The sequence below is a fragment of the Tsukamurella soli genome, from assembly GCF_039541155.1.
In the GTDB taxonomy this organism is placed as follows: Bacteria; Actinomycetota; Actinomycetes; order Mycobacteriales; family Mycobacteriaceae; genus Tsukamurella; species Tsukamurella soli.
In genome coordinates this window covers 1-17,850 of sequence record NZ_BAABFR010000055.1, presented here as the reverse complement: position 1 = coordinate 17,850, position 17,850 = coordinate 1, and the positions used below count along the sequence as shown (strand labels likewise).

Here is a 17,850-nt window from a genome sequence, read left to right as displayed (position 1 = left end):
TGTCATTACGGTGCGCGTTGTGACCAGGGTTGTGCTCGTGGCCTCCTCCGGGGGGCATCTCACCCAGTTGCTGAACCTCCGGCCCTGCTGGGCCGAGTACGAGCGGCACTGGGTCACCTTCGACAAGCCCGACGCGGTCTCGTCCCTGCGCGATGAAACCGTGACCTGGGCGCATCATCCCGTCACGAGGAACCTGCCGAACGCGGCACGGAACCTGCGGCTCGCGTGGCGCCTGCTGCGGCAGTGGCGGCCCGACGTGGTGGTCTCCTCGGGTGCCGGGGTCGCGGTGCCCTTCTTCGCCGCCGCCCGGCTGCTGCGGATCCGCACCGTGTACCTCGAGGCGTTCGAGCGGTTCGACCGGCCCGCGCTCACGGGCCTGCTCTGCTACCCGCTGTCCGACGAGTTCTGCCTGCAGTGGGACGAGCAGCGCCTGATGTATCCGGACGGCACCCTGGTCGGGGCGGCCTGGTGACCGGGCCGACCGCCGCGCGGGTCGTGGCGACGCTGGGCACCGACCACCACCTGTTCGACCGGCTGGTGGGGTGGCTGGACGCCTGGGCGGCGGAGACCGACGCCGCATCGGTGCTTGTCCAGTACGGCCACTCGGCCGCCCCGCGGGTGGCCGAGGGTGTGCCGATGCTGCCCCGGGAGGTACTGCTGACCGAGATCCGGGACGCGCGGATCGTGGTCACCCACGGCGGCACGGGTTCCGTGATGGAGGCGCGCGCGGCCGGCCACGTGCCCATCGTGGTGCCGCGCACCGAGGCGCTCTCGGAGCACGTGGACGACCATCAGGTGGGGTTCGCGCGCCGGATGGCCGGCCTCGGCTGGGTCCACGTCGCGGAGACGGAATCAGAGCTACGCGAACACCTCGGCCGCGCGCTCGCCGATCCGTCCGCCTATCGCCTGCCCGGCGGCGGGACGCCGGACATCGCCGCGGTACCCGCGGTGGACGCGCTGATGGCCGACGTGTTGCGGCGCCCGCCCGGCACCGTCAGCCCCCGGCGTGTCGGTCAGGTGCTCGGCTACCTCAGGAGGAGACGTTCGTGACCGTGGAACCGACCGGCCGTCCGGCCGTCCGCGTCCTCGTCGTCGGCCCCGCTCCCGCGGGCCCGAACAGCCGCGGGGGGATGGCCACCGTCGCCGCGCTCATGCAGGCCGACCCGGACCCGCGGATCTCGATCCGGACGGTGCCCACCTACGTCGACGCCGACACCGTCACCCGGATGCGCGTGGGCGTCACCGGGATGCTGTTGAGTGCGTGGCTGATCCTGCGCGGCGACGTCGACGTGCTGCACGTGCACCTCGCGCACGGCGGCAGCGTGGTGCGGAAGTCGTTCCCGCTCTGGGCGGCCCGGCTGCGCGGGGTGCCCGCTGTGATCCACGGCCACAGCTTCGACTTCGGCGGTTGGCTCACCGGCCTGCCGCCGCTCGCGCAGCGGGTGGTGCGCGCGGCCCTGCCGGCGGACCGCTGGCTGGTGCTCGGCCGCGGGTTGGCCGACGAGTACAGCTCGGCCCTGCGGCTTCCGCCCGGCGACGTCGAGGTGCTGTACAACCCGGTGGCGCTGCCGCCGGCGGCCGTCGGACAGGTCGCCGACCGTGTGCAGGCCGTGGCCCTCGGGCGACTGGGCAGGCGTAAGGGGAGCTACGACATCGTCCGCGCGGTCGCAGCGCTGTCCGCGGACGTGCGAGCGTCCCTGCACGTCACGCTCGCCGGCGACGGCGAGGTGGAGCAGGTCCGCGCGGCGGTACGGGACGCGGGCGTCGAGGACGCCGTCACCGTCCGCGACTGGATCGGGCCCGAGGAACGCGACCGGGTGCTGGCCGCGAGCCAGGTGTTCGTGCTGCCGAGCTACGACGAGGGCTTGCCGATGGCGCTGCTCGAGGCGATGGCCGTGGGCCTGGTGCCGATCACCAGCCCCGTCGGCGGGATCCCGGAGGCCGTCACCGACGGTGTCGATGGTCTGCTCGTGACGCCCGGGGACACCACGGCGCTGGCGGCGGCGCTGGAACGGGTGACCCGCGACGCGGGTGCGCGCGCCGAGCTGGTCGCCGCCGCCCGGGCTCGCGCCGCCGATTTCGAGATCTCCGGCTGGTACACGCGGCTCGGCGAGCTGTGGACGGGCCTCGCCTGATCCAACATGTGCACCGTTCCGTCGGTCGGCTGCCACTGACCTCCCAGGTCTCCGGCAGCCGACGGTAGGCCGGACCTCCGGAGAACGACCCTGTGGGCGCCGCAGTCCCGGATATGAGGTCGGCGACGCTGAGAGAGTCGGTTTGCGGACGGGATGCGGCGGGCTCAGCGCGCGACGGACCGCAGGACCTCGCCGAGCGCTGCGGCGGACACGTCCGCCGCGTAGTGCGTGCGGTAGTGCTCGCGGGCGGTGCTGCCGCGGCGCGCGGCGGCCTCCGGGTCTGCGAGCGCGTCGAACTCCCGCGCCAGACCCTCCACGTCGTCCACGCCGATCGCAGGCTCGCCCGGCGGTTGGAACTCGGGCAGCGCGCCCTCGGTCGACACGATCGGCACGACGCCGAGTTGCTCGGCCAGCACCTGCACACCGCTCTGTGTGGCCCGCCGGTAGTGCACCAGCGAGCCCTTCGCGGCGGCCATCGGGGCCAGCACGTCGGCGTAGCTGTACGGCCCGCGCACCCAGCGGACGTGCGCGCCCAGCTCGCCGTCGAACTCGCCGTTCCCGATCAGCACCAGATCGTCTCCGCGCCAACCGGGCCCGGCGGTGTGCCTGCGCCACGCCGCGAGCGTCACGTCGAGGTTCTTGTAGGAGTTGAGCCGACCCACGAGGACGAAGTCGCGGCGGCCCGCGGCGGGGACGAGGTCGGGCACGCGCGCGGGGTCGAGGTCGCTGGTGAGCGGCACCACCGCGTCGGCGCCGACCGCACGCGCCACGTACTCGCTGAACGCCACCGTCTTCGCCGCGGAGTCGCCCCACCGGCCGAACAGCGACCGCTCCCAGCCGGGCAGCTCCTCGTCGGCGCCGTGCGGGCGGTCGTCGTGAATCAGCCGCACCCGCGGCGCGCGGCCGGCCAGGGCGATCCAGCGCGGGTCGCGGACCAGCTCGGTGACCACCACATCGGGCCGGAACCGGCGCGCGTCGCGCAGGTGCCGGGCGAACGGCGGCCAGGTGGCCGGCGTCTTCGGCCGCGGGTCGAGTACCCACTCGTAGTCCCGGGGCGCGTCGGACTCGGGGTGCTGGTCGGAGGTCACCAGGACCACGTCCCACCCGTCGGCGCGCAGCGCCTCGCAGTACACGCGCGCCAGCGGCCGCATCCAGGGCGACAGCCAGAGCACCCGGCCCCTGCTCACCGGACCGCCTCGAACGCCCGCTCGTACGCGTCCGCCATCGCCTCGATGGTGTACAGCTCCCGCATCCGCTCGAACCCGCGCTCGCCCATGCCCTGCCAGTCGCCGGGCCGCGCCAGCAGGTCTGCGAGGGCGGTGCGCCACCCGTCGACGGTGACGTCGTCGACCAGCGCTCCTGCGCGGCCACCGTCGAGCATGTCCGGGACGGCGCACACCGAGGACGACACGACCGGCACCCGGCGGGCCATCGCCTCCAGGATCACGAGGGGGAACGCCTCCGATCGGCTCGGCACGCACAGCAGGTCGGCGTCGGCGAGGGCGTGGTCGGGGCCCGGGGACCAGCCGCGCCAGTGCACGCGGTCGCGCAGGTCGTCCGGGGTGAGGGCCTCGAGCCGCTCGCGATCGGGGCCGTCACCGAAGATGTCCAGCTCCCACTCCAGGTCGCGCAGCCCCGCGAGGGCTTCGACCAGCAGGTGCGGGTTCTTGTGCTCGACGATGCGGGACAGCATCGCCAGGCGGGGGCGGGCCGGGACGGGCGGGCGCTGCGGCACCGCGTCGAGTCCTGCGCGCGAGGCGACGCCGTTGGGTGCCGCGAACCAGCGCTTCCCGAGGGACTGGAACGCGGTGGCCTCCTGCCAGTGCCGCGGCGAGAGGGCGATGAAGCCGTCGGCCCGGGACATTGCGGCGCCGAGGCCCTTCGAATAGGTGGGGCCGTCGGTCTCGGGCGGCATGTGCGCGGCGACCAGCCAGCGTCGGTCGCGGCGACCGGTGCGCCACAGCGCCGCGAAGCCGGTCTCGGTGTTGGTGTCGCCGCTGACCAGCACGGCAGGGCCGGGGGGGAGGTCGAGCTCGGGTGCCCACCAGGGCTGTCGCACGACGCGCACGGAGTGCGGGATGTCGGCCACCAGCGGCCCGAACCGCTGCATGCACGCGATCACGACCGGGTAGCCGCGGCGGTCGAGCTCGCGCGCGAGGAACACATGCTGTCGTTCCGCGCCGCCGTACACCAGCCGGTTGGTGGTGATCACGACGGTCGGCTTGTCGGTCTTCGGGGTCGTGCGGGCGCGCCGCGTGGCGCGCGCCGACCGCTGCACCCGCTCGAGCACCGTCGTGCCCGCCAGGTACGCATCGGCGACGGCCGCACCGGAGGTGTGCTCGATGCCGAGGGCGATGTTCGCGCGCAGCAGGTCGGCCGACCGGCGGCCGGCGATGGCGTCGCCTGCGACGGTGCCGTGGCCCGTGTGCTGCACGCCCGGCTCGTCGGCGAGTGCCAGCGTCCAGCCGGCGGCGCGTGCTCGCTGCTGCCAGTCGGTCTCCTCGCCGTACAGGAAGAACTCCTCGTCGAACGGGCCGACTGCGTCCCACGCCTCGCGCTTGACCGCGAGGCACGCGCCCGTCAGGTAGCCGTCGACCTCCCCCGGGGCTGCCTTGTACAGCTCGGACAGCGCCGTGCCACGCAGCTTCGGCGCATAGCCCGCCGTGGACACCAGCGCCCGGATCAGGTTGCGCGGGCGGTGCGCCACGTCCCACGGCTGTACGCCGGACCCGGTGTCGATGATCAGGGGTGCCGCCGCCGCCACGCCGGGCCGACCCAGCGCAGCGCGGGTACCGGCGAGGTCACTCAGCAGCACGGCGTCGGGGTTGAGCAGCAACAGGTCGTGGTCGGGGACCTCGCGCGCGAGCGCGTTGACCGCGGCCGCGAAGCCGATGTTCTTCTCGCCGGCCAGCCACCGGACGTCCGGGGTGTCGGCGGTCAGTTCGGCGATCCCCGGCCAGTCCGGGCCGGAGTTGTCCCACACCAGCACGGCCGCGTCGGGGAGGCGCTCGGCGATCGAGTCGAGGCAGGCACGCAGGTCGTCGGCGTTGCGGTAGGCGACCACCAACACCGCGAGCGGGCGGTCGACGGGGTGCGCGGGCGGTGGCGCCGCGACGACCCCGCCCGGCAGATACGCGCGCTCGAGCTCCCCGCTCACGCCGTGCTCTCCTGGGTGGCCGTGCCCTCCTCGGCTGCCAGAGCGTCATCGACCTGCTTCTCGGCGGGATCGGCCGCATCATCGGTGGCCGCATCATCCGCGGCCGCGCCGTCGGTAGCGGCGGCGCCTGCGTCGGCACCGTCGTCGGTGGCCGCCCGCTCGCTGTCTGCCTGTCCGCGATCCGCCTCTCCGGTGTCCGCCTGTCCGCCGTCGACCTTTCTGCGCAGCGACTGGACCGCCGCCGTGATCACCAGCAGCACGAGGATCCCCACGATCAGGACGCCGCCGCCGTAGCCGACGGCGGAGCGCAGCCCGTTACCGCCGGACGGTGAGCCGGGCGCCGGCTGCGACGGGACCCGGAAGTCGACTCGGGTGGTCGGGAGCACGCCGGCGTCGTTCTGGATCTTCAGCAGTCGTGTGCGCATGAAGTCGATGAGCGCATTCGCCCCCGCCTCGGCCTGGCCGGGGGTGGCGCCCGTCACCTGGATGACTATCTGCGGGGTGAGCTGAGCGAACGTGGGTGAGTCGCCCGAGACGGTGCTCATCGTGTAGTCCGGCGAGGCACCCGTGGCAGCGACCTGCTGCTTTGCATCGTCGCCCTGGGCTGCGGTCTCGATGACGATGGCCAGCTGCGCCATATTATTATTCAAGTTACTAAAGGGGTTGAGGCCTGCGTCAGGGTTGCCGGCACCGGGTGGAATCACCAGAACCGCGGCGCTGCTCGTGTACTTCACGGTGGTCGAGGCGTATCCGTACGCGCCCGCCGCGATTGCGAGGACGATCACTATCCCCAGCCCGATCGGACGGCGGACCAGGCTGCGAAAAAACTCGGCGACGTTCACTTTTGGTCGAGGATCCTTACTTCTATCGCGGACACGGCGCACGCGCCGCCGCCCCCTGTGGGTAGCCATGGTTACCGCCCAGTATCCGCTAGGGGACACCTCCCGGACAGGTGACCATAACCCTGTGTGACACATGCAATACTCTTTGCCACGAAGTCTCGCTGGGCCTTTCTGCACTTTACTATGGTGCAATGCCTGCACGCTCTCGCTCGGAACTCGGCGCTGAATCCGAGCAGCCCGCGACCGTGCCGTACGGCCAGCCGTCGCACGACCGGCCCGCGAACGGCCGGATCGCGAAGGCGTTCAGCCTCCAGATAGTGGCCCGGGTGCTGGGGCTGGTCGCCTCGATCGGCACGGTCACCCTCACCACCCGGCACCTCGGCCCCGAGGCCTACGGGCACCTGACCACCGCCGTCATCTTCGTGAATCTGTGGACCAGCCTCACGGAGTTGGGAATCGGTGCGGTGATCGTCCGCCGTGTCACCTCTGGAACCGGCGAACTCGACCGCCTGGTGCGGGTCAACTCGGGGATGGCGATCCTCTACTGCGTCCCTTTGGGCGTGGTGTCGGGGGTCACCGGCTGGCTGATCTACCACGACAGCAAGCAGGTCGTGGGGATGATCCTGATCGTCTCCGGCAGCCTCGTGCTCACCACGCTCGCCACCTGCTTCGACCCGGTATTCCTCACCCATGTGCGGTTCGGCGCGGTCGCCGCCGCCGATCTCACAGGGCGGGTCGGTTCTCTCGCCGCGACCCTCGTGCTGGTCAACATGCACGCGCCCATCGTGTGGTTCGCGGTCGTCCAGCTGGTGCCGCCGGCCGTGACCTTGGTGATCGAGGCCGTCGCCGCGCACCGGATCATCGACGCCCGCCCGGTGTTCGCGCCGGGGGAGGCGTGGGAGCTGCTGCGCGAGAGCCTGCCGCAGACGGGGGTGCTGATCATCGGCGTGCTGTATTGGCGCGCCGACGGCCTGATCCTCAGCCTCCGCAGTACCGCGAGCGAGGTGGGCGCGTACGGCCTCGCCTACAACCTCGCGTTCAACGCCACGGTGATCTCGACGCTCTACCTGAGCTCGTCGCTGTCGACGATGACCGCTCTGTACTCGGGCGACCGGCACGCGTTCGCCCGGTTCGTCACCCGCAGCATGGAGGCGCTCGGCTTCATCGGTGCCCCCATCGCCGTCGTCGGCCTGGTGCTGTCGCCGCAGCTGATCACGCTCTTCGGGTCGGCCGAGTTCCGCGAGGCGGGCGGGTTGACGCTGGGCTTGTTGCTGGTGGCGGTCGCGCTCACCTTTCTCACCGCGGTCCTCAGCCAGGCGTTGTTCGCGGCGCACGATCAGGTGTTCCTGCTGCGCCTGAACATCGCGAACATGACCCTCAACATCGTGCTCAACTGGTTCCTCGCGCCGCACTTCGGTGCCCGGGGCGCCGGCGCGGCGCTCGTGGCGAGCGAGGTAGTGGGTCTGGCCGTCGCGACAGTGCGCCTCGCACGGCGCAGCCCGTACCGCACGCCGTGGCTGTTCGCGCTGCGCCTCGCGATCCCCACCGCCGCCGCCGGGGGCGTCGCGTACGTGCTCGACGGCCTTCCGGTCCTGGTCACCGGGTGTGCAGCCGCCGTCGTGTATATCGCCGTCGACCTCGTCGTGGGCCCGATGCGGTTGGCTACGATCAAGGCCATGGTCGTATCGCGCCGAAGTGCGCCGGAGCCGGACGACGGAACGGGGCTCGGCACCGTCGATGTCGATGTCGATGCCCACGCACCCGCCGATCCACCCACACCCGCACCACCCACACCTGGGCCGCTCAGCGGGCGTGCCGAGTACCGCGCGCTCGCGGCCGCCGCGGCCGCCCTCCTGTGGCAGTGGGCGCGCGACCCGATCACCCCCGTCGCGGCGGTCGTCGCGCGATTCGAGCGGTTCGGGCCCACCGGGGCCCTGTTCATCGCCGTCTCCTCCTTCTTCCTGCTGTCGATGCGGCAGTCGTTCACGGTTCCGGGCACGTTCGGGTTCAGCCTCGCGCAGACGCTGCTGCTCGGCGGCGCGATCCTCTGGGTGATGACGGCGATCGCGGGCTACGGGCGCCGCCCCTCGGACCTGGCGGTGTTGTTCGCCGTGATGGGCTACGTGGCCGGCTCGTTGCTGGCCTACGGGCATGCGCTGGGTGCCGGACTCGGGGAGATCTCCATCCAGGCGTCCGATCACTACACCCTCAACGACGTCTGCGTGCTGGGGATCGTGCTGTTCTTCGTGGTGGTCCTCCGGAGCGAGCGCGGCCTGCGGCTGGCACTGGCCGGGCTGGTGCTCGGCGGGACCGTGAGCGCCATGTTCGGGATCATCCAGTACGGCACCGGCATGGATCTCGCCCCCCTGTTCCACCTGCCCGGCATGAAGGCCAGCGACTTCCAGCTGGTGACCGATCTGACCAGGCAGGGCCTGGACCGGCCGCAGGGCAGCGCCGGCCACCCGCTCGAGCTGAGCGCCGTACTCACCCTGCTGGTCCCGCTCGCGTTCGCGCTGGTCTTCAACGCCCGCGCACGGCGAGCCCGCACGTGGCCCTGGGTGATCTGCTTGGGCATCATCGTGTTCGGCGCGCTCGTCACCGTGTCCCGGTCGTTCGTGGTGGGGGTCGTGGCCGCCGTGGTGGTGATGTGTTGGCGCTGGCCGATCCAGCGGCTCGCCACGCTGATCGTTTCGGGGGTCATCGTGGTGGGCGGTGGCCTGCTGGCCGGGATCAAGGTGATGACGGCGCTGGTCCAGACCTTCCTCGGGTCGTCGACCGACCCCTCGATCGCCTCGCGCGGCACCGGTATCGCCTACGTGAAGGCCCACTACCAGCAGCATCTGTGGTTCGGCGAGGGAGTCGGGGTGTATCCCTCCCTCAAGCTGCCGGTACTCGACGACCAGTACCTGTCCCGGCTGATGGAGGCCGGTGTGGTGGGCCTGGTGAGTTACGTGATCGCCGTCGCCATCGCCCTGTACCTGGCCCTCCGCGCATCCGCGTCGCGCGACGCCCCGCTCGCCGAGCTCGCCGGTGGCATCAGCGGATCCGTCGCGGCGCTCGCCGTGATCGGCCTGATCCTCGACATCGGCGGCTTCATCCAGATGTGGACGCTCACCTGGATCCTCGTGGCGGTGTCCGGCGTGGTGTACCGGCTCTACCGTGAGCAGGCGCGGGCCGCCGCCGGGCCGCCCCTGGTAACCGTCGACGGCCCGCGGCCGCGGCCAGCGGTGGTCTGACGGTGCGGGGAGTGCGGGCCGTCGCCGCGGCGACGGCACTGGCGCTGACGGTGACCGTCGGCGCCTGCGGGGAGGCCACCTTCACGCCGCTGCCCCGGGGCGTGCTGCCGTTCTCCGCGCCCGACCTCGTCAACCCCCTGCGCGGTCAGTTCGAGAACCTGCAGACCACGCTGTTCCCGCAGGCGAACAGTGCGGACCGCGCGTACCCCGCCTGGCCCGGCACGGCCGATGAGAACAACCGATTCACCTGGCAGTCGCTGCAGCCGAAGAACCCGAGCTCGGTCCCGGCCGGTGCCCGCGACGACCAGCGGTACGACTTCCGCGCCCTGGACGCGGCGATCGCGGACGCGGCCGCGCAGGGCCACCGGTTCGGGTTCCGCGTCACCGCGTTCGACTCCTGCTGCGCGGCGACGAAGCCGGGCGCGACCGTCAGCTCCGTGCCCGACTGGCTGCGCTCGGTACCCGGCGCGACCCATACGTACGACCACGCCGGGGTGCACTACGTGATCCCGAACTGGAACAGCAATGCGTATCTGTCCCGGTTCACCGCGCTACTGGCCGCCCTCGGGCGCCGGTACGACCACGACGAGCGGGTCGCCGTGTTCGAGATGTCGGGGTACGGCGACTTCAGCGAGAACCACGTGACGTTCATGCGCGACACCCTGGGGCTGCCGGCGCCCACGCCGGCGCAGAGCGTCGCGACGCTCGGCTACTTCAGCCAGTACCGCGACCAGTACATCGACAAGGCCGCCGCCGACAGACTGGTCGACGCCAACCTGCGTGCCTTCCCCGACACCCGGATCGTCGCGGCGATGGGCAACCCCGAGATCGCGAAGCGGTTGCTCCGCGACAGCCCGGTGTTGAAGAGGGTCCGACACCCCGTCGGGATGCGCAGTGACTCGCTCGGGACGTATCCGGTGATCCCGACGTGGGCCGAGAACCAGTACTCGCAGTACGTGCAGCGCCGCGATCCCATCGTCTCGATCCTCACCGAGCGCTACCGCACCGCGCCGATCATGACCGAGTGGCCGCCCCAGCTGCTGCTCGGCGGCACCGAGCTGCAGTACTACCAGACCGGTCTGCAGGACGTGGTGAACTACCACGTCTCCATGACCGCCAGCACCGGCTTCCCTGCCCAGACCTCGTCCACGCCGATGTCCGCGCAGATATACGACCTGTGGTCGCGCGCCAACAAGTACGCCGGCTATCGCTACGCCGCGACGGGCGTGGCGCTGTCCGGCTCGGATCTCGCGGTGACCTGGACCAACTTCGGGTCCGCACCCACGTACGAGGACTGGCACGTGCAGTACCAGATCGTCGATCAGCAGGGGCACGTGCGGCGGACGGTGCCCGGTGGGATCCGCCTGGGCACGCTGGCCGCCGACCAGCACTTCACCGACCTCTCCGGCGCACCGGCAGCGGCCTCGGCGGTCGACCACGTGGACGTGTCCGGGCTGGCTCCGGGTACCTACTACGTGCGGGTCCGGGTCGACTGGGCGGAGCACAAGCCCCGCGCCACGCACATCGTGGACCTACCGCCGATGCAGCTCGCCATGCAGGGGCGATACGGCGACGGCGGGTACGACGCGGGGACGATCACGGTGGAGTAGGCCGGACGCACCGGATGTGGGCCGAGTAGGTCCCTACCCGTCAGGCCAGACGCACCGATACGCCCGGCGGCATCGCGGCGCGCACCTGCTCGGCCAGCGCGCGGCCGTCGTCGCCCGCACCCGGGTACAGGGTGACCCGCACGCCGCGTCGCACCGAGACCTCGAACTCGACGCCGGCGCGCCCCGCGACCGCGCGGACCTCGCCCAGTTCCACGTATCCCCCGGGCACCGGCACCCGGTCGGTCGCGAGGCCGCGGAACACCAGGCCCTCCGGGGTCGGCGCGGCCAGTAGCCCGGTGTCGACGGTCCCGGCACCGTCGGACACCGTGACCACGCCCGGCCGCCCGAACGGGGCGTCGAAGCCGCCGACCGTCACGGTGACGCGCGCCCCCGGCCTGCCGGCAGCGGCGGCCAGATCGGCTGCGGTGGTCGGCTCTCCCCACCGGGGCGCCGACGGTGCCGGGTCGGTCGCCGCCGGCCCTGCCAGTGCCGCGTGCACCGCACGCTCGTCGTCCGTCAACAGTCCGACGACATCCAGACGGCGCCCCGGATCCGTGAGCACGCGGCCCAACCACCCCGTGAGGCGGTCGGTGTGCTCGCGGGCCTCCGCGGCTGAGTAGAGATCCGGGTTGAAGGTGAGGGTCACGCAGAGGTCGGTGTCCGGATCCCCGGAGACGATGATCATGCAGTCCTCGACCGGTCCCCACGCGGCGACCTCCGTGGTCCACCCGCCGACGGTGGTCCCGAGGAACGGCACGACGTTGACGGTGGGCCCGTGCAGTCGTCCGGCCCGCCAGGCGAACGGGAGCGCGGACATCAGGTCCTCGGCGCGGTTGCGGCGCTTGCGGCCCGCGGCGAGGCCGTCGGTGAGGTGTTCCGCCACGTCGTCGAGGGTGTCTTCGGAGTCGATCACGACGCGGACGGGCACGACGGACATCAGCTGGGCGGGGGTGCTGCGCTCCGCTGTCGTGGAGCGATTGGCGACGACCACGCCGAGTACCGCGTCGTCGCGGCCCAGGAATCGGGCGGTGTAGGCGGCCGTCGCGGCCATCACCAGCGCGGGCCAGTGGGGTCGGTCGGCGAGGCCGGGAACCCGGATCCGGGTCTGCGCCTCCACCACCCGGGGCGCAGGCACGGCGATCCCGCGTCCGAGCGATATCTCCCGTCCGGCGACCACGTCGCCGCCGAGCCCGGTGGTCCAGAAGTCGACGTCGACCGGCTCGGCGGGTGCACCCTCCGCCGCGAGCGCGGCGAACGTGCCGAACGTGCGTGGCGGAGCCGCGGCGCCGGTCGTCGCGGCGGCGTACAGCTCGGCGACCCGCGCCACGAGCAGCCGACCGGTGTAGCCATCCGCGACGCCGTGGTGGGCTACGACTACGAAGCCTGATCGGCCACCCGCGACGTGCACCGCGGTCAGGTGCCCGAGCGGCGTGCCGTCCGCCCTGAAGGGGCGGTTGCGCTCGGCGGCGAGCCAGGCTTCGAACTCCGTCCGGTCGGCGAATCGTCGCTCCGCGACGGGAGCGACACCGGGTACGAGCCGCACCTCGCCGGGCCCGTCGATGAGCACACCGAGGCCCAGCGACTCGGCTTCGACCGCCAGCGTCTCGACTGAGCGCAGGAGCGCCGTCGGATCGGCTGCGCCGGAATACCAGGCGGTCATCACGATGTTCCAGGCGGGCGAGTCCGGCTGCGCGAGCTGCGCCTCGAGTAGCGCTTTCTGCGACAGGAGTGCGTGCACGGTGTCGAGATTATCTGGTTCGCGGGCAGCGAGGCGGGGCTCCGGTGCGTGCGCCCGGCGTTCCGGTCGTGCTGGCTGTAGCGTCGCGGTGTGCGGATTGTGATCACCGGCGCGGCCGGTCAGGTCGGGAGGTGGCTGGTCTGCCACGCAGCGGAGCGGGGTATCGACACCGCCGGGCTGGGCCGGACGGAGCTGGACGTGACGGATCCGGCAGCGGTCGCGGCGCTGGAGTTGGAATCCGATGACGTGCTGGTGAACTGCGCGGCGTACACCGCGGTGGACGCGGCCGAGTCCGACGTCGACGGTGCCCGGGCACTGAACGGGGCCGCACCGGGCCTGCTGGCGGCCCGGTGCGGCGAGGTGGGCGCGCGCCTGGTGCACATATCCACGGACTACGTGTTCGGCCCGGCCGCAGTGCCGCGGCGGCCGTGGGAGCCGGGCGACCCGTGCGCGCCGACGTCTGTGTACGGGCGTACCAAGCTCGCCGGGGAGCGTGCCGCGCTCGCGGCCGACCCGCGGACGACGGTGGTACGCACCGCATGGGTGTACACGGGGGCGTCGGGCACGAGCGACTTCGTGGGAACCATGCGTCGACTGGCCGGCGGTGGCGTCGACCCCAGGGTGGTCGACGACCAGGTCGGCTCGCCGACGTATGCGTCGGACCTCGCGGCGGGACTGCTGGATCTCGCGGATCTTCTTGCTACCGAGCCTGATCGGCCGGGCGGGGTGGTGCACGCTGCGGGCGCCGGGGCGGTTTCGTGGTTCGAGGTCGCCCGCGCCGTGTTCGACGGTGTCGGCGCCGGCGCCGAGCGGGTGAGCCCCTGCACCACCGCCGAATTCCCGCGGCCCGCACCGCGGCCCGCGTATTCGGTCCTGTCGCCCGCGTCGTGGATCGACCTGGGGCTGCGCCCGCTCCCCGAGTGGCGAGATGCGTTGGGGCGGGCGCTCGCCGGCTGAGCGCCGATCGAGGAGGTCTTCGCCCGCCCTGGCAGCGGTGACGCCGCTCGATCCGTAGCATCGGACAGATCCAGGGAGGACAGGGAGGAACGACCATGACCGACTCGCCGTACGGGCAGGACCCGTACCAGCAGGACCCATACCGACAGGGCCCCGAGCAGCAGAATCCATACCAGCAGGGGTATCCCGGATACCCGTCGGGCCAACCGGAGCGGCCGTATCCGTCGGGGCAGGCGTACCCGTCGGGGCAGGCGTACCCGGGGCAGCCGGGAAGCCCCTATCAGCAGGGGACTCCGTACCAACCGGGTACCCCCTATCAGCCGGTCGATCCGTACGCCGCGGCGTACCAGCAGGGCTACCCGGGTGGTCCGACGCCGCCGCAGGGGCGCCCCGGCACGGTGATAGCGGCTGCCGTGATCCTCGTCGTGATCGCGGTACTCGGCGGCGTGCTCCGACTGGCCGTGGGCTTCGGCACTCCAGGGCTGCACAGTTCCGCGGAGGCGGTGGGGTACACGATCGGGCTGGTGATCGGGCTGATCGGGGTGGTGCTGGCGCTGATCTCGGGCATCATGCTGTTCGTCTCACGGAAGCGATCGGTCCGGATCCTCGCGTTCGTCGCGGCGGGCGTGTCGATCTTCACGTGCCTCGGCATCGTCGCCACCATCGCGGTACCGATCCTGCTCACCCGCCCCGACGCGAGCGCGTGGCTCAGCGAGTCGTGATCGCCTAGCTCGTCGGCGTGCTTGGACGCTTACCGACGGTGCGCCGGCTGATCGAACGACCAGCCGCTCATCGAGGGGGCGCTCCGCGCCCGCGGGCCGGGCGTCAGTCCGCCAGCACCAGACCGTGCGCCACGGCGTAATCGAATGCCTGCGCCGGGTCGATCCGTGCGCCTCGCACCGACGCCGCCACCCATGTGGCCGCGTCGATTCGGGCGCCGCGGAGGTCTGCGCCGCCCAGCTTCAGCCCCACGGTGCGTGCGCCCGCCAGATCGCAGCCGGTCAGGTCGGCCTCGCGCAGGTCTGCGTCCACCACGTTGGCCTCGCGCAGGCGACTGCCGGCGAGGACGGCCTTGCGGAGGTCGAGCCCGCCCAGACCCGCGAGCGTCAGGTCGCAGTCGCGCAGCGTGACCGGCCGCACGCGGCTGTCGCGCACCGTGGTGCCCAGCAGTGAGCAGCCCTCGAAGACGGTGTCCCACAGCAGGGTCCGCTCGAACGTGCAGTTGCGGAACGCGGAGCCGAGGTGCCGCGAGGCCACCATGTCCGCGCCGGTGAAGTCGCACCGGGTGAACGTCGCGCGGGTGGTGGTGACGCGGGAGAGATCGGCGCTGCGGAACGTGCAGTCCTCGTAGACGGCGTCGGTGAAGTCGGTGTCGCGCTGGTCGGAGTCGTCGAGGTCGGTGTCGGTGAGGTGCACCCGGCCACGCTACCGGCGCCCTCCGACGTCCCCGACTGTGGGATGCGCCACTTCCCGGCGCCGTCGGGAACCGTTTCGTGCCGGCGCCCGACTAACCGGGCATGCAGAGTTCCGACGCGCCCGCGATGCGGTGTGCCGATGCCCGGGAGGGCATATCCAGCCGCCTCGACGGCGAGGCGGCGCCCTTGGGCGCCCTCGACGCGCACCTCGTCGGGTGCCCGGAATGCCGGGAGTGGGCGGACGATGCCGCGCGGCTCGAGCGGCTGCCCGCCACCGTCGCCGGCGACGACCCGGCGCCCGTCGTGCCGGCGGCCCCGCCCCGCCACGGCACCGTCGGCCTCGCCGTGGGCACCCTCGTCGCGTACGCGCTGGTGATCGCGGTCGTCGCGAGTCAGGGGACGGAGCGGTACGCGATCAACGGCGACACCTACCCCGGAGCGCTGACCGCGTACGGCGCCGCGATCGGGCGGCTGACGGGGACCCTCGCCGCCGCCGTCACCCTCGGCGCGCTCGTGTTCGCGGTGCTGCGTGCCGCGGTGCAGGACACCGGTGAGCTGGGTCTACGCGGCTACCTCGCGCACGGCCTCGCCCGCCGCGCCGCGCAGGTGTGGGCGGTGGTGTGCGTGCCGATGGTGCTGCTGGCCGCCGCCGACACGGCGGGCCAGAACCTCGCGGACGTGTTCCACGCGGGTGGCGTGTGGGCGCTGATCTCGGCGTCGGAGACGGCCAAGGGATGGTTCTGGTCCTTCGTGTTCGCCGTGATCGTGCTGGTGGCGCTGCAGTCGGCGCTGTCGTGGATCGCGCACGCGTGGCTGCTGCTGCCGGCCGGGCTGGGTCTGTTGGCCGTGACCGTCACCGCCAACGAGGCACAGGGCCCGAACCACGACTACAGCACCTCCGCGCTGATGGCGCTCACCGTCACGGCAGGGGTGTGGCTGGGCGGGCTGTGGGCGCAGTCGACGGTGCCGTGGCGCGCCGAGAAGCGCTGGACCGGCCCCGTGTTCGGCGTGGTGACGCTGGCGTACGGCACGGTGATCGCGCTGATCATGGCGCCCGGCGCCGACCTCACCGGCACGCTGTACGGTCGGTTCGTACTGGCCGCGGGCGTGCTGGTCGCGCTCGCGGCGGTGCTGCAGTTCCTGCGGCGGACGGTGCCCGCCGCCACGCTTCTCACCCTCGCCTGCGGTACGGCGATCGCCGCGTCGCTGCTGACGCCGCCCCCGTTTCTGGCGCACCGGTTCACCATCGGCCAGGTGTTCCTGGGCTACGACGTTCTGCAGCCGCCGAGCGCCGCGCGGTTCGCGACGCTGTGGCGCTGGGACCTGAATCTCGCGCCGCTCGCCGTGGTACTGGCCGTCGGCTACCTGCTGCTCGTGCGCCGGATCCGACGATCGCCCGAGTCCGGTGGCTGGCCCTGGTACCGCACCGCGTGCTTCTTGTTCGGATGTCTCGCGCTGGTGGTGCTCACCAGCTCTGGGATCAACACCTACGCCACCGTTCTGTTCAGCGTGCACATGGTGGCGCACATGCTGATGACGTCGCTGGTACCGGTGTTCCTGCTGCTCGGCGCGCCCATCACCCTGCTCCGGGAGACCCTCACGGGCGGCCCGGCCGAGTGGCTCGAGCGGGTGCTGGCGTCGCGCTCGTTCGAGGTGGCGATGCGGCCCGTCGTACAGATCGCGGTGTTCGCGCTGACCCTGTACGGGCTGTACTTCACCCCCCTGTACGACCGCATCGGCCGCTATCACTGGGGTCATGCCGGGATCTATGCGGTGGTGCTGCTCACGGGCTTCCTCTTCTACTGGCGCGTGTTCCAGATCGATCCGGTGCCCCGGCGAATGCCGTTCATCGGCCGCGTGGGGATGCTGTTGGCGATGATGCCGGTGTCGATGTTCTTCGCGATCATCGTGATGACGATGAACGGCCTGATCGGCCCGCGCCTGTACGGCTACTTCGACCTACCGTGGATGACCGACCTGCACCACGATCAGTTCGTGGGCGGCGTGGTGGCCTGGGCGTGCGACGAGGCCGCGATCGCGCTGGTCACCGTCGGGCTCGTCCTGCACTGGGCGTGGCGGAGTAGTCGTGAGGACGCCGCCGAGACGGAGTGAGACGCGGCCGGGTACCGCGGACGGTTCCCGGCCGCCCTCAGCCGCGGGGCTCGGCGTACCGCCGTAGCCGCAGGCTGTTCCACACCACGAAGAACGAGCTGAAGCTCATCGCGCCGGCGGCGATCAGTGGGTTGAGCAGGCCCGCGGCCGCGACCGGGATGGCCGCGACGTTGTAGCCGAACGCCCACACCAGGTTCGTCTTGATGGTCCGGACGGTCGCGCGGGACAGGCCCAGCGCGTCGGGCACGGCGCCCAGCTCGTCCCGCATCAGCACGATGTCGGAGGCGCTACGAGCCACGTCGGTGCCGGTGCCCATCGCGAGTCCCAGGTCGGCGGTGGCCAGCGCCGGGCCGTCGTTGACGCCGTCGCCCACCATGGCGACGCGCCGGCCCGCCGCACGCAGTTCCTCGATCACGGCCACCTTGCCGTCCGGCAGCACGTCGGCGCGCACCTCGCCGATGCCCACCTGCGCCGCGACCTTCTCGGCGGCGGCGCGGTTGTCACCGGTCAGCAGCATCGTCCGCACCCCGGCCGCGTGCAGCCGGGCCACCGCCGCGGCCGCGTCGGGCTTGACGTCGTCGGCGACCTCGATGACCGCGGCCACCGCGGCGTCCACCTCGACAACCGCCACCGTGCGGCCCGCGTCCG

At 72.2% G+C, this 17,850-nt stretch carries 14 protein-coding genes; 8 read left to right on the top strand and 6 right to left on the bottom strand.

Annotated features, from left to right (window positions below; all coding sequences use genetic code 11):
- Positions 1-19: 19 nt before the first annotated feature.
- The 3 genes from pssD to ABD908_RS16535 are packed head-to-tail and all read left to right on the top strand — an operon-like array spanning position 20 to position 2,135.
- Complete coding sequence (gene pssD / locus ABD908_RS16545; RefSeq protein WP_344997886.1) at positions 20-472, top strand: PssD/Cps14F family polysaccharide biosynthesis glycosyltransferase; 453 nt, start codon at positions 20-22, stop codon at positions 470-472.
- The gene (locus ABD908_RS16540) at positions 469-1,050 is read left to right on the top strand and encodes a glycosyltransferase (protein WP_344997884.1); all 582 of its coding nucleotides are present in this window, start codon (positions 469-471) and stop codon (positions 1,048-1,050) included. The genes pssD and ABD908_RS16540 overlap by 4 nt, the downstream gene beginning before the upstream one ends.
- On the top strand, positions 1,047-2,135 hold the full coding sequence (locus ABD908_RS16535) for a glycosyltransferase family 4 protein (RefSeq protein ID WP_344997882.1): 1,089 nt from the start codon (positions 1,047-1,049) through the stop codon (positions 2,133-2,135). Before ABD908_RS16540 ends, ABD908_RS16535 begins: the two co-directional genes overlap by 4 nt.
- Positions 2,136-2,299: 164 nt before the next feature.
- Here the strand turns inward: ABD908_RS16535 and ABD908_RS16530 are convergent, their stop codons facing one another.
- From ABD908_RS16530 to ABD908_RS16520, 3 genes are read right to left on the bottom strand one after another with little or no spacing between them, the layout of a single operon-like run.
- The gene (locus tag ABD908_RS16530; protein WP_344997920.1) at positions 2,300-3,307 is read right to left on the bottom strand and encodes a glycosyltransferase family 4 protein; all 1,008 of its coding nucleotides are present in this window, start codon (positions 3,305-3,307) and stop codon (positions 2,300-2,302) included.
- An 11-nt stretch (positions 3,308-3,318) separates the two neighbouring features.
- Positions 3,319-5,292, bottom strand: coding sequence for a glycosyltransferase (locus tag ABD908_RS16525; protein ID WP_425584391.1), 1,974 nt, complete (start codon positions 5,290-5,292; stop codon positions 3,319-3,321).
- Positions 5,289-6,134 carry a YveK family protein gene (locus ABD908_RS16520; protein WP_344997880.1) on the bottom strand — a complete coding sequence of 282 codons (846 nt, stop codon included), beginning with the start codon at positions 6,132-6,134 and terminating at the stop codon, positions 5,289-5,291. Before ABD908_RS16520 ends, ABD908_RS16525 begins: the two co-directional genes overlap by 4 nt.
- A 191-nt stretch (positions 6,135-6,325) precedes the next feature.
- On the opposite strand from ABD908_RS16520, the gene ABD908_RS16515 reads away from it, so the two are divergent.
- Positions 6,326-9,370: an oligosaccharide flippase family protein gene (locus tag ABD908_RS16515; protein ID WP_344997878.1), complete on the top strand. Its 3,045-nt coding sequence runs from the start codon at positions 6,326-6,328 to the stop codon at positions 9,368-9,370.
- Positions 9,371-9,381: 11 nt separating this feature from the next.
- The gene (locus ABD908_RS16510) at positions 9,382-10,980 is read left to right on the top strand and encodes a fibronectin type III domain-containing protein (RefSeq protein WP_344997876.1); all 1,599 of its coding nucleotides are present in this window, start codon (positions 9,382-9,384) and stop codon (positions 10,978-10,980) included.
- Positions 10,981-11,020: 40 nt separating this feature from the next.
- Here ABD908_RS16510 and ABD908_RS16505 read toward each other — a convergent pair whose 3' ends face one another.
- A complete protein-coding gene (locus ABD908_RS16505) occupies positions 11,021-12,718 on the bottom strand; it encodes a condensation domain-containing protein (protein WP_344997874.1) in 1,698 nt (565 codons plus the stop codon).
- Positions 12,719-12,808: 90 nt separating this feature from the next.
- Between ABD908_RS16505 and rfbD the strand changes: the two genes are divergently transcribed.
- Together rfbD and ABD908_RS16495 are read left to right on the top strand one after the other, a co-directional pair.
- On the top strand, positions 12,809-13,675 hold the full coding sequence (gene rfbD / locus ABD908_RS16500; protein ID WP_344997872.1) for a dTDP-4-dehydrorhamnose reductase: 867 nt from the start codon (positions 12,809-12,811) through the stop codon (positions 13,673-13,675).
- A 95-nt stretch (positions 13,676-13,770) separates the two neighbouring features.
- Entirely contained in the window at positions 13,771-14,397 is a 627-nt protein-coding gene (locus ABD908_RS16495) for a hypothetical protein (RefSeq protein WP_344997870.1), read from the top strand.
- 103 nt (positions 14,398-14,500) lie between these two features.
- On the opposite strand, the gene ABD908_RS16490 is transcribed toward ABD908_RS16495, so the two are convergent.
- Positions 14,501-15,091, bottom strand: coding sequence for a pentapeptide repeat-containing protein (locus tag ABD908_RS16490; protein ID WP_344997868.1), 591 nt, complete (start codon positions 15,089-15,091; stop codon positions 14,501-14,503).
- 101 nt (positions 15,092-15,192) lie between these two features.
- On the opposite strand from ABD908_RS16490, the gene ABD908_RS16485 reads away from it, so the two are divergent.
- Positions 15,193-17,202: a cytochrome c oxidase assembly protein gene (locus ABD908_RS16485; RefSeq protein ID WP_344997866.1), complete on the top strand. Its 2,010-nt coding sequence runs from the start codon at positions 15,193-15,195 to the stop codon at positions 17,200-17,202.
- A gap of 37 nt (positions 17,203-17,239) precedes the next feature.
- Here ABD908_RS16485 and ABD908_RS16480 read toward each other — a convergent pair.
- Positions 17,240-17,850, bottom strand: a 611-nt coding sequence (locus ABD908_RS16480; protein ID WP_344997864.1) for an HAD-IC family P-type ATPase, incomplete at its 5' end; no start/stop codon positions are given.

What these genes read in the sequence shown, in the direction of transcription:
- ABD908_RS16515 (WP_344997878.1), top strand. Translation starts at nt 6,326, where the DNA reads ATGCCTGCACGCTCTCGCTCGGAACTCGGCGCTGAATCCGAGCAGCCC.
- ABD908_RS16495 (WP_344997870.1), top strand. Translation starts at nt 13,771, where the DNA reads ATGACCGACTCGCCGTACGGGCAGGACCCGTACCAGCAGGACCCATAC.
- ABD908_RS16485 (WP_344997866.1), top strand. Translation starts at nt 15,193, where the DNA reads ATGCAGAGTTCCGACGCGCCCGCGATGCGGTGTGCCGATGCCCGGGAG.